At 72.1% G+C, this 12,155-nt stretch carries 10 protein-coding genes; all 10 read right to left on the reverse strand.

Annotated elements, in window-relative coordinates; translation table 11 throughout:
- Window positions 1–92 precede the first annotated feature (92 nt).
- On the reverse strand, window positions 93–1,511 hold the full coding sequence (cls, locus tag JR065_RS02445; RefSeq protein WP_206231767.1) for a cardiolipin synthase: 1,419 nt from the start codon (window positions 1,509–1,511) through the stop codon (window positions 93–95).
- 218 nt (window positions 1,512–1,729) lie between these two features.
- Window positions 1,730–1,897, reverse strand: a complete 168-nt coding sequence (gene rpmG, locus JR065_RS02450) for a 50S ribosomal protein L33 (protein WP_170874102.1) — start codon at window positions 1,895–1,897, stop codon at window positions 1,730–1,732.
- Window positions 1,898–1,907: 10 nt separating this feature from the next.
- Window positions 1,908–2,144 (reverse strand): 50S ribosomal protein L28, encoded by a 237-nt coding sequence (gene rpmB / locus JR065_RS02455; protein WP_003467012.1) that lies wholly within the window; start codon window positions 2,142–2,144, stop codon window positions 1,908–1,910.
- Window positions 2,145–2,317: 173 nt separating this feature from the next.
- A complete protein-coding gene (locus tag JR065_RS02460; protein ID WP_206231769.1) occupies window positions 2,318–2,983 on the reverse strand; it encodes a cation transporter in 666 nt (221 codons plus the stop codon).
- 3 nt (window positions 2,984–2,986) lie between these two features.
- Window positions 2,987–6,202, reverse strand: coding sequence for an efflux RND transporter permease subunit (locus tag JR065_RS02465; protein WP_206231770.1), 3,216 nt, complete (start codon window positions 6,200–6,202; stop codon window positions 2,987–2,989).
- A gap of 158 nt (window positions 6,203–6,360) precedes the next feature.
- Window positions 6,361–7,641 carry an efflux RND transporter periplasmic adaptor subunit gene (locus tag JR065_RS02470; RefSeq protein WP_241093320.1) on the reverse strand — a complete coding sequence of 427 codons (1,281 nt, stop codon included), beginning with the start codon at window positions 7,639–7,641 and terminating at the stop codon, window positions 6,361–6,363.
- Window positions 7,638–8,114 carry a hypothetical protein gene (locus tag JR065_RS02475; protein WP_206231774.1) on the reverse strand — a complete coding sequence of 159 codons (477 nt, stop codon included), beginning with the start codon at window positions 8,112–8,114 and terminating at the stop codon, window positions 7,638–7,640. Before JR065_RS02475 ends, JR065_RS02470 begins: the two co-directional genes overlap by 4 nt.
- Before the next feature lie 122 nt (window positions 8,115–8,236).
- Entirely contained in the window at window positions 8,237–9,508 is a 1,272-nt protein-coding gene (locus JR065_RS02480; protein WP_206231777.1) for a TolC family protein, read from the reverse strand.
- A gap of 55 nt (window positions 9,509–9,563) precedes the next feature.
- Window positions 9,564–9,932: a hypothetical protein gene (locus tag JR065_RS02485; RefSeq protein ID WP_206231779.1), complete on the reverse strand. Its 369-nt coding sequence runs from the start codon at window positions 9,930–9,932 to the stop codon at window positions 9,564–9,566.
- A gap of 251 nt (window positions 9,933–10,183) precedes the next feature.
- Entirely contained in the window at window positions 10,184–12,019 is a 1,836-nt protein-coding gene (locus tag JR065_RS02490) for a DUF885 domain-containing protein (protein WP_206231780.1), read from the reverse strand.
- Window positions 12,020–12,155: the final 136 nt, after the last annotated feature.

Below are 12,155 nucleotides of genomic sequence, written 5' to 3' on the forward strand. Positions count from 1 at the left end.
CGCGGCCATCGCCGGCTGAGAACCATCGGTCATGTGGCCGCCGCCATTGGCATGCGCGGCTACATCGCGCTGTCACATCCGCGTGGCGCGCGCTACATCAGCGCGTCGGCCAGGCGGGCGATGCCCTCGCGGCTGCGCCGCCACGCCGGGCGCTTGCGCCAGGCGTCCAGCGCCAGCGCGCGCGCATCGGCCAGGTAGCCGTCCTCCAGCACGCGCAGGCGCCGCACCACGTCGGCGCTGTAGCAGAGCATGCCGATCTCGGCGTTCAGCGCGAACGAGCGGATGTCCAGGTTGATCGAGCCGACCAGGGCGATGCCTTCGTCCACGCTCAGGTGCTTGGCGTGCAGGAAGCAGGGCCGGTACAGCGCGATCTTGACCCCGCTGCGCAGCAGCTCGTCGTAGTACGCCTCCTGCGCCCACGCGGTCAGGCGCTGGTTGTTGCTTTCCGACAGGATCAGCTGCACGTCCACGCCGGACAGCGCGGCGATGCGCAGCGCGCTGAGGGTGGCCTCGTCGGGCACGAAATACGGCGTCACCATCACGATGCGCCGCCGCGCCAGGTGGATCAGCGCATTGACCGCATCGCGCGCGTTCTCGAACGGATAGGCCGGACCGCTGGGCAGCAGCTGCGCGACCACGTCGGCGCCATGCACGGCGGTGCCGGCGGTGACGCTCAGCCGCTGCCCGGTCTCGATGAACCAGTCGCTGGCGAACACCGCCTCCAGATGCGCCACCACCGGCCCCTGCACCCGCGCGACCAGTTCGCGGTTCGGATGCCCGCGCACGAAGCCCGGCGCGGCCAGGTTCTGCGAGCCGATGTAGCCGACGCGGTTGTCGACCACCGCGATCTTGCGGTGGTTGCGCAGGTCCATGCGCCCGCTGCGGCGCCAGCGCAACCCGCCCGGCAGCAGCGCCTGCACTTCCACGCCGGCGGCCAGCAGGCGCCTGCGGTAGCGGCGCAGGCCGCGCTTGCCGCCGACCGCGTCGAGCATCAGCCGGCAGCGCACGCCGCGCGCGGCCGCGCGCAGCAGCGCGGCCACCACCGCCTCGCCGACCGCGTCGTCGAACATCAGGTAGTACAGCAGGTGCACGCGTTCGTGCGCCGCGTCGATGTCGTCGAGCAACGCCTGCAGCGATGCCGCGTAGTCGTCCAGCAGCTCCACCGTATTGCCGTGCGTGGGCATGAAATCGCCCTGGCGCTCGACCAGCGGCACCACCTCGGCGACCGCGGTGTCCGAGGGCGGCGTCCAGCGCAGCGCGGTCAGCGGCGCCTGCTGCTCGCGGATCACCTGCGAGGCCTGCGCCTGCCGGCGCACGCGCTCGCGCGACAGCCACGGATGGCCGAGCAGCAGGTACAGCGGCAATCCCAGCACCGGCACGAAGCCGACCAGCAGCAACCAGCTGCGCGCCGCGCCGGGGGTGGTCCGCGCCGGTATCCACAACAGCGCCACCAGCCGGATCAGCCAGTCCAGCGCAAGCAGCCAGGTGCCTTCCAACCAGAACGGCAGCATCGCGATCCTTTCGCAGCCAAAGTCGTCCGATTCTGCGCGAGCCGGCGGCAAACGCAACCGATGCCGGGCACTGCCGCCATCAGCGCAAGTACCTGCGCGCGGTTGCGCCCGCGGCGCCGTCGTATGCGGCCGCTTCCGATCGCTTGCGCCACAAACGCGAAACCCGCCTTGCGGCGGGTTTCGTGTCGACCTGGAAACGCGATCCAGCGATCAGGCGATCACTTGATCTTGCCTTCCTTGTACATCACGTGCTTACGCACGACCGGGTCGTACTTCATCATTTCCATCTTCCCCGGAGTGTTCTTCTTGTTCTTGTCCGTGGTGTAGAAGTGGCCGGTGGCGGCCGAGGAAATCATACGGATCTTGTCACGCTTGCCTGCCATGATTGCTTACTCCTCAGACCTTTTCGCCGCGCGCGCGCAGCTCTTTCAGAACGGCATCGATCCCGTTCTTGTCGATGGTGCGCAACGCATGCGCGGAAACACGGAGCTTGATCCAGCGGTTCTCGCTGGCGACCCAGAAGCGGCGCTCGTGCAGGTTGGGCAGGAAGCGGCGACGGGTTCTGTTGTTGGCGTGGGAGACGTTGTTACCCGTCTGCACACGCTTGCCGGACACTTGGCATACGCGGGACATTACGCACCTCGATAGAAAGTTTGAGTCGCCCATAGCCTGGGAGACGGCGGCCCCGGCAGCCTTGCGGGCCACCACGCGACATGGGAAATCAAGCAGTTACGCTGGAAAAGGCCGGCCGGAGATCGCGTATCCGGCCGCCGTTCCGACCGGAGCCGGGCACAGCGAGCCGCGCATTATGCACGGCTTTCCCTTGTGTCGCAAGCACTTACCGGCAACACGCGGGCCTGACGCAATTCCGCCCAGGCGCGCCGCGCCACCCTCCAGGCCGAGCGCAGGAACAGCAGCAACAGCGCCGCGGCGATCAGCAGGTCCGGCCAGCCGGCGCCGAACGCCCATACCGCGACGCTGGCCACGATCACCGCCCCGCCCTCGTAGACGTCGTTGAGCGAGCACGCCCACGCCGAGGCCAGGTTGATGTCGCCGCGCCGGTACGGCCACAGCAGGCGCAGGCACAGCAGGTTGGCGGCCAGGTTCAGCGCCGCGGCCACGCCCATGCTCTCGAACAGCGGCAGTTGCGGGTGCAGCAGCTTCCAGCCGATGCCGGCGGCCACCGCCAGCGCCGCGGCCAGGATCAGCGCGGCCTTGAGCAACGCCACCCTCGCCTTCGCCGCCAGGCTCGCGCCCACCACGGCCAGGCTCAGCGCATAGGTCAGCGCATCGCCGAGGTTGTCCAGGCTGCCGGACAGCAGCGAGACCGAGCCGCTGTGCCAGGCGCTGCCCAGCATCATCGCGAAGGTGCCGGCGTTGATCGCCAGCACCCACCACAGCACCCGCCGCTGGCGCGCCTGCAGCGCCGCCACGTCCAGGGTCTTGCCGCAGCCGCAGCAGTCGTCGGCCATGCCTCACCTCGGGTCCGGAACCGGATCGGCCGCGGTCGCGGCCGTGTCCGCCGCATTGTCCCGCCGATGCAGCCAGCGGTACAGCACCGGCAGCACCAGCAGGGTCAGCAGCGTGGACGACACGATGCCGCCGATCACCACCGTGGCCAGCGGCCGCTGCACCTCCGAGCCGGCGCCGACGTTGAACGCCATCGGCACGAAGCCCAGCGCGGCCACCAGCGCGGTGGTCAGCACCGGCCGCAACCGCGCCAGCGCGCCCTCGCGCACCGCCTGCGCCAGCGGCGCGCCCTCCTCGCGCAGCTTGCGCACGAAGGCGATCATCACCAGCCCGTTGAGCACCGCCACCCCGGACAGGGCGATGAAGCCCACTCCGGCGGAGATCGACAACGGGATGCCGCGCAGCGCCAGCGCCACCACCCCGCCGGTCAGCGCCAGCGGCACGCCGCTGAACACGATCGCCGCATCGCGCAACGAGCCGAACGACCAGTACAGCAGCGCGAAGATCAGCAGCAGCGTGGCCGGCACCACCCAGGCCAGCCGCTGCCCGGCCGAGATCAGCTGCTCGAAGGTGCCGCCGTAGCCGATCCAGTAGCCGCTCGGCAGTTCGACCTCGGCCTGTACGCGCCGCTGCAGCTCGGCGACGAAGCCGCCCAGGTCGCGGTCGCGCACGTTGGCGGTGACCACGACGCGGCGCTTGCCGTCCTCGCGGTTGATCTGGTTCGGGCCGAGCACGGTCTGCACCCTGGCCACCTCGCGCAGCGGCACGGTGACCGGCGCGCCGCTGCGCCCGCCGGCGGGGCGGCTGGATTCGTCGGCATCGCCGCGCTCGCCGTCGCCGCGCAGCGGGATCGGCAGGTCGGCCAGTGCCGCCGGGTCCTGGCGCAGGTCCTCGGGCAGGCGCACGACGATGTCGAATCGGCGATCGCCTTCGAACAGCTGCCCGGCCGGCTGGCCGCCGACCGCCGCGGCCACGGTGTCCTGCACCACGCCCGGGTTGAGCCCGTAGCCGGCGAGCGCGGCGCGGTCCGGCACCACCGCCAGCATCGGCAGGCCGGTGGCCTGCTCCAGCTTGACGTCGGCCGCACCGGGCACGCGCCTGGCCGCCTCCTCGATACGCTGGCCGACCGCCACCAGCGTGTCCAGGTCGTCGCCGTAGAGCTTGATCGCCACGTCCGCGCGCACGCCGGAGATCAGTTCGTTCATGCGCATCTGGATCGGCTGGGTGAACTCGTAGTTGTTGCCCGGCAGCTGCCGCACCGCCGCCTCGATCTCGGCCAGCAGTTGCGCCTTGGGCTTGCGCGGATCGGGCCACTGCGCGCGCGGCTTCATGATCAGGAAGGTGTCGGCCACCGACGGCGGCATCGGATCGGTGGCGACCTCGGCGGTGCCGAGCTTGCCGAACACGTGCGCCACTTCCGGGAACCGCTTGATGCGCTTTTCCAGCGTGGCCTGCATCGTGATCGCCTGCTGCAGGCTGGTGCCGGGGATGCGCAGCGCGTGCAGCGCCACGTCGCCTTCGTCCAGGTTGGGAATGAACTCGGTGCCCAGCCGCGTGGCCAGCGCGCCGCACAGCAGCAGCAGCGCCAGCGCGCCGGCGCCGACCCAGCGCGCGTGGCGCAGCGCGCCGTCCAGCAGCGGCGCATACGCCTGCCGCGCCCAGCGCATCGCGCGGTTCTCGCGTTCGGCCACCTTGCCGCCCAAGGCCAGCGCGATCGCCGCCGGCACGAAGGTCAGCGACAGCAGCATCGCGCCGGTCAGCGCCAGCACCACGGTGATCGCCATCGGGTGGAACATCTTGCCTTCGATGCCGCTCAGCGCGAGCACCGGCAGGTACACCGCGGCGATGATGCCCACGCCAAACAGGCTGGGACGGATCACCTCGGCGGTGGCCACCGCGGTGAGCTCGAAACGCTCGGCGGCGCCGAGCACGCGGCCCAGGCGCTGCTGCGCCTGGCCGAAGCGGCGCAGGCAGTTCTCCACGATGATCACCGCGCCATCGACGATCAGGCCGAAGTCCAGCGCGCCCAGGCTCATCAGGTTGCCGGACACGCCGCCGCGGACCATGCCGGTGAGGGTGAACAGCATCGCCAGCGGGATCACCGCCGCGGTGATCAGCGCCGCGCGGAAATTGCCCAGCAGCAGGAACAGCACCACGATCACCAGCAGCGCGCCCTCGACCAGGTTCCGGGCCACGGTGGCGATGGTGCGGTCGACCAGCGCGGTGCGGTCGTACACCGGCACCGCGCGCACCCCGGGCGGCAGGCTGCGGTTGGCCTGCTCCAGCCTGGCCGCCGAGGCCTGCGCGACCTGGCGGCTGTTGGCGCCGACCAGCATGAACACCGTGCCCAGCACCACCTCGCTGCCGTCCTGGGTGGCGGCGCCGTTGCGCAGTTCCGGTCCCTCGCCGACCCGGGCCACGTCGCGCACCCGGATCGGCACGCCTTCGCGCCGGTCCAGCACGATCGCGCCGAGCTCGGCGATGCCGCTGACCTGCCCCGGCACCCGCACCAGGAACTGCTGGCCGTTGCGCTCGATATAGCCGGCGCCGACGTTGCGGTTGTTGGCCTGGACCGCGCGCGCCACGTCGTCCAGGGTGAAGCCGAGCGCGACCAGCCGCGCCGGGTCCGGGGTGATGTGGATCTGCCGCGCGTAGCCGCCGATGGTGTTGACCTCGGTGACGCCCGGCACGTTGCGCAGCTGCGGCCGCACCACCCAGTCCTGCAGCGTGCGCAGGTCGGTGGCGGTCCACGCGCTGCCGTCGGGCTTGCGCGCGTCCGGCTTGGCCTCGACCGTGTACATGAAGATCTCGCCCAGGCCGGTGGCGATCGGCCCGAGCTGCGGCTCCAGTTCCGGCGGCAGCTGCGACTTCACCTGCTGCAGCCGCTCGGCCACCTGCTGCCGGGCGAAGTACAGGTCGGTGCCGTCGGCGAACACCGCGGTCACCTGCGACAGCCCGTAGCGCGACAGCGAGCGCGTGGACTCCAGCCCCGGCAACCCGGCCAGCACCGTTTCCAGCGGGAAGGTGACCCGCTGCTCGGCCTCCAGCGGCGAATAGCCCGGCGCGGCGGTGTTGACCTGCACCTGCACGTTGGTGATGTCCGGCGTGGCGTCGATCGGCAGGCGCGAGAAGCTCCACGCCCCGACCGCCACCAGCGCCGCGGTCAGCGCCAGCATCAGCCAGCGCTGGGCAATGGCGAAGCGGATCAGGCTAGCGAGCATGGCGGCCTCCGTGCGCAGCGCTCGACATGCCGCTTTTCTGTAGGAGCGGCTTCAGCCGCGGCCGATATGCCTGCATCCCGACTATGTTCGGGTTTCTGTCGCGGCTGAAGCCGCTCCTACAGAAGCACCGGCGCGGTCGATGCAGCGATATGCGCAGCTCAATGGTCATGCGACGCCCCCGACTTCTCGATGTCCGCCTTGACCAGGTAGCTCTGCTCCACCACCACCTGGTCGCCGGCCTTCAGCCCGGACAGCACCTGCACCTGCCGCGCATCGCGCGCGCCGATCCGCACCGGCCGCACCTCGTAGGTGTCGCCCACGCGCACGAACACCACCTCCCAGTCGCGGAACGTCTGCAGCGCCGCCACCGGCACCGCCAGCGCCGCCGGCTGCTGCGCCACCGTGACCCGCGCCTTCACCGCCGAGCCGGGCCGCCACAGGCCGTCGTCGTTGCGCAGCAGCGCGCGCGCCACCGTGCTCTGGCTGACCGTGGCCGTGCCCGGCAGCACCCGCTCCAGCACGGTCTGCGCCACCGCGCCGTCGCTGATCCGGGTCACCGTGACCGGCGCGCCGGCGGCGATATGCCCGGCGTCGGCGCCGAAGATGTGCAGGTCCACCCACAGCGTGGACAGGTCGGCGATCTCGAACAGCGCCTGGCCCTCGGCGGCGCTGCTGCCGACGCTGGCGTTGCGCGCCAGCACCGTGCCGCCGATCGGCGCGGTCACCGCATAGCCGGTCAGGCTCAGGTTGCTCTCCACCGTCGCCAGCACCTGGCCGGCGCGCACGCGGTCGCCGACGTTCGCGCGCAGGCTGCGCACCGGCCCGGGGAAGCGCGCGGTGGCCTGCGCCTGCGCACCTTCCGACGGCGTCAGCAGGCCCTGCACCTCGTGTTCGTCGGCGATGCTGCCCGGACCGGCCGCGGCCACGCGGATGCCCGCCTCCTCGGCGATCTTCGCCGCGATCGCGGTGCGGCCCTCGTAGCTGGGATAGGTCCAGCGCAGCGCCTGGCCCTGCACGTCCGCCCGCACCTCCACGTCGAACGAATGCGGTTCGCCCACCACGCTGTCGGCGAGCAGGCTGCCGTCGCCGCGCGCACGCAGGCGATGGGTCTCGGCGACGCCGCCCAGGCGCTGCAACCGCACCTCGACGCTGCCTGCGCCGGGCGGCAGCGGCTTGCCGTCGCGGTACAGCCAGGCCTGGTAGGTCGGCGGCGTACCGTCCTCGGCGATCGCCAGTTCGACCGCATGGCCGTCCTGCTCGAGCAGGCGGCCGCCATGCGCGCCCTTGCGCGCCTCGTCGGCGTGGGCCTGTCCCGCCTCGCCATGCGGCTCGGTTTCGTCGTGGCCGCTGTGGGCGTGGTGGGCATCGTCGCCGGCGCAGCCGCCGAGCAGCAGGCCCAGCAGCAGCGGCGCGATCAGCACAATGGATCCGGTTTTCATCGTAGGCGGTCCTGAGAGGTGCCGGCGGCGCGCGCCAGGCATCGGAGGAAAAGGGAGGCGGGCGCGATGGCGGCCCACGGCGGCGTGCGCCGCAGATCGCGCGGCGGCGCAGCGGTCGTTGGAGCGTTGCGGTCGGCGACCGCGGCGGCGCGCGGTGGGTCTTGCCGCACGGCAGGCACGACGCTGCCAACCGACGACAGCACCCAGTGCGGCCCAGGCCATCTGCCGGGGGTTCGGAAGAAAAGGGAGGCGGTCGCGATGGCGGCCCGCGGCAGCGTGGCCCGCAGATCGCGCGGCGGCACCACGGTCGTTGGAGCGTTGCGGTCAGCGCCGGCGGCGGCGTGCGGCGGGTCTTGGCGTGCGGCAGGCAGGACGCGGCCCACCGATGACAGCGCATAGCGCGGCCCACGCTGCCTGCCGGTGATCATGATGGCGCCCGTGACTCGCGCCGCAGCGCGGAAGCCGATGGCCACGACGGGCTGGCACCTTTGCCGCTGCTGTGTGGCCCGCGGCGGCTCTCCTGTCCGGCAGTCCCGACCCGCCGGGATGGCGTGCGGCGCTGGCCGATGCCGCGGCCATGGCACGCCGCAACGGCTCATCGCGGCGCCTCCGCCGCGGCGGAGGCCACGAACGGCTGCCCGGTCAGGCGCTGGATCTCGATCAGCGCGCTCTGCGCCTCGACCGCGGCCGCCAGTTGCTGGCGGCGCGCGTCGCTGCGCTGCGCCTGCAGTTGCGCCCATTCCAGGTAGCTGATCGCGCCGCCGCGGTAGGCGCGCTCGGCGGCCGCCTCGGCGCGCGCCAGCATCGGCAGCACGTCGCTGCGCATCCGCGCCACTTCCAGCTGCGCGGCGCGATAGCGGCCGTGCGCGTCGGCGAGCGTGGAGTACAGGGCCAGCGCCTGCGATTCGCGCTCGACCCCGAGCAGGTCCAGCTCCGCCTGCGCGGCGCGGATCTCCGGCAGCGCGCGGCCGGCGCTGCCCAGCGCCAGCGACACGCCGCCGACCAGCGCGGTGGCGTCGTCGTCCTGCAGGCGGCGCACGCCCAGCTGCCAGTCCAGGTCCGGCCGCGCCTGGCTGCGCGCCAGGCGCAGGCGCGCTTCGCGCACCCGCGCCTGCCCGCCGAGCCGCGCCAGTTCCGGGGTGCGTTCGAGCAGTTGCGCCAGCACTGCGAAGTCCGGCACCGCCGGCAACGCCAGCGGATCGCCACCGGTCGCGGCGAAGCTCGGCTCGCGCTCGCCCCACAGCACCGACAGGTGCCGGCGCGCGGCGGCGTGCTCCTGGCGGGCGCGGTCGCGCTCCAGTTCGGCGCGCGCCTGCAGCGCCTGCGCGGTCAACAGCACCGATTCGGGCGAGGCGCCGGCCTGCAGCCGCTGCCGCGCCGCGGCGACGGTGCGCCGCCGCTGCTCCACGTCGTCGCTGGCGATGGCCTGGCGCTGCGCCGCCGCGGCGATCGCCAGATAGCGGCGGGCGACCTCGGCGAGCAGGTCCAGCCGCGCCAGTTCGCGTTGCGGCGCCAGCGCATCGATGCGCGCCTGGGCCAGGGTGCGGCGCGCGTCGAGCTTGCCGCCGCGCTCGAGCACGCCGGCCAGGGTGACGGTCAGCTCGGCCTGGTCCAGGCCGCGCGCATCGCCGCTGCCGAACGCGTTCTCCAGTTCGGCGCCCAGGCGCAGCGGCGGGCGCAGCGCGTCGCGTTCGGCTTCGGCGCGCAGCACCGCGCGCTGGCCGTCGGCCAGGCGCAGGTCGGGATGGGAGCCGGCGACGCGCGCGATGGCGTCGTCCAGGCTGAGCACGGCATCGGGCGGCACGGCCTGCGCCCAGGCGCAGGACGCGACCGCGAAGGCGGCAAATGCCGCCAGTCGCAACCACATGGGAGTTCTCCGGATTCGGGAATCGATGGACGGGCCGGCAGGCGCCGGCGGCGCATCAACCCGCGATCGGAGGTCGCAGCAAGGTGTCCAGCAGGTGCGACCGGTAGTCCTCGCGCACCGCCGCCGGGCGCAGCTGCGCCGACAACGGCAACGCCTGCCAGGCCAGCGACGGCAGCAGCGCCGGGCTTTGCCCATGGCAATAGCCGCTGTGCATCAACGCATGCATCAGGCCGGCGCCATCGCGTTCGCCGGCGCCGTCGGCGTGGTGCGACGCGTCTTCGTCCACATGCGCCTGGCCGTGCGCCAGCGCATGCACGTCACCCAGCGCGCAGGCCACCGGCGCCACCAGCACGCCGAGCGCCAGCAGCGCCAGCGCCATCAGGCGCAGCAACGGGTGCAGCAGGCGGGCACGGCGGACGGACATGGCGCCAGCCTAGCGATGCGGGAGGGGTTACACAATCGCAGTGCGGCGGAGCGGACGGCGGGTGCGCCCTCATCCGGTGCTGGCGCGTACCTCGCCGGAGCGCGCCCTCGATCGGCATCGAGGGTCGCGCTCTCGCTGGCGGTGGCGCCTGGCCATCGCCGTCCCGCTGGCGGTCGCACCCTCATCCGGCGCTGCGCGCCACCTTCTCTCGGTGGGAGAAGGAGAGGCGTCGGGCTTTTACGCCGCGGTGGCTATTCGGGCTTGGCCGCGGCGGGTGTGCGGGCGGCGGCCTGCTGTTTGCTCTCGGCGACGAACGCGCGCACCTGCTGCTCCAGCACCGGCAAAGGCACCGAGCCCTGCTTGAGCACCGCGTCGTGGAAGGCCTTGATGTCGAAGTCCGCGCCCAGCTCGCGTTCGGCTTCGGCACGCAGCTTGACGATGGCGATCTCGCCGAGCTTGTAGCTCAGCGCCTGGCCCGGCCAGGAGATGTAGCGGTCCACTTCGGTGGTGACCTCGTGCTCGCTCAGTGCGGTGCGCTCGCGCAGGTAGGCCAGGGCCTGGTCGCGGGTCCAGCCCTTGTGGTGCACGCCGGTGTCGATCACCAGCCGGCACGCGCGCCACATCTCGTAGCTGAGGCGGCCGAAATCCTCGTACGGGGTTTCGTAGATGCCCATCTCCTTGCCGAGCTTCTCGGTGTACAGCGCCCAGCCTTCGCCGTAGGCGGAAATGTAGTTCTCGCGGCGGAACGCCGGCTGCGCGCCCTGTTCCTCGGCCAGCGCGCCCTGCAGCGAATGGCCTGGCGAGGATTCGTGCAGGGTCAGCGCCGGCAGGTTGTACAGCGGGCGCGACGGCAGGTCGTAGGTGTTGAGCCAGTAGGTGCCCACGCCGCCGCGGCCGGCGGTCCAGAACGGGGCGATCTCCGGCGGCACCGGCACGATGGTGAAGCGCCCGCGCGGCAGCGTGCCGATGAACTTGCCGACCTCCCCGTCCACGCGCTTGGCGATCCACGCGGCGCGATCGAGCAGCGCCTGCGGGGTCTTGACGTAGAACTGCGGGTCGCTGCGCAGGAACTGCAGGAACGCCGGGAACGTCTGCTGGCCGGCCGGCGCCTTGAACCCGACCTGCTCGATGATCGCGTTCATTTCGCCCTGGATCCGCGCCACTTCCTGCAGGCCCACCTGGTGGATCTGTTCCGGGCTCAGCTCCAGCGTGGTGTACTCGCGGATCTGCTGCTGGTAATAGGCCTTGCCGTCGGGCATCGCTTCGGCGGCCAGGGTGGTGCGCGCCTGCGGCACGTACTCGCGCCGGTAGAAGTCCAGCAGCTGCGCATAGGCCGGGATCACCTTATCGCGGATCGCCGCCTGCGCCTGCTCGCGCAATGCCTGCTGCTCGGCAGCGGGAACCTGCGCGGGCAGCTGCTTGAACGGCGCGTACAGCGCCGCGGCGGTGGGATCCTTCAGCTCGGCGACGCCGGCGATCGAGCCGTCGCGGCCTTCCAGCACCGCGCGCGGCACGCTGAAACCGCGCTTGAGCCCGGCGCGCATGTTGTCGGTCTGCTGCTGGAAGTAGCGCGGCACGTCGTCGAGCCGGGCGATGTAGGCGCGGTATTGCGCCGGGGTGCGCAGCGGCCGCCGCGCCATGAATGCCAGGTCCGACCAGAACGAACTGTCGGCGTTGAACGGCATCTCGTAGGCGCCGAAGCGGACCTCGGCGGCCAGGTTCTCGACCTGCGGGCGGTAGATCGCCAGGTTGATGCGGTTGTCCGGCGACAGCTGCTGCGGATCGATCGCATCGAGCTGGCGCAGCACGTCCTGCCACACCTTCAGCCGCGCGGCCTGCGCGGCGGGACCGACGTCGGGCAGGCGCACGTTGTCGCCGCTGCTGTCGCTGTCCTCGTCGGCGCGGCCGACCTGCGCCTGGCGCCATTTCCACTCCTTCTCGTAGATCGCCTGGAAGCGGGTGTCGGCGGCGGAAGCGGCGGACGCCGTTGGCGGTACGGCCGGCGCTGCGGCACGCGCCGGCGCCGACGCGGCCAACGTGAGGGCGAGCAACAGGGAAGCGGCCAGCGGGGTCTTGGCGATCGGCATGGGCGGCGACAGGCAGGTGGGAACAGGATCCCGATGATCGCACCCCGCGCGCGGCAGGGGGTGGGCCGAAAGTATGGGAGCCCACAACGCACGCAACGCGCGCGGGATGCACGATATGCGTTCTCGCAGCGGCGGC

Source organism: Xanthomonas sp., from assembly GCF_017163755.1.
GTDB lineage: Bacteria > Pseudomonadota > Gammaproteobacteria > Xanthomonadales > Xanthomonadaceae > Xanthomonas_A.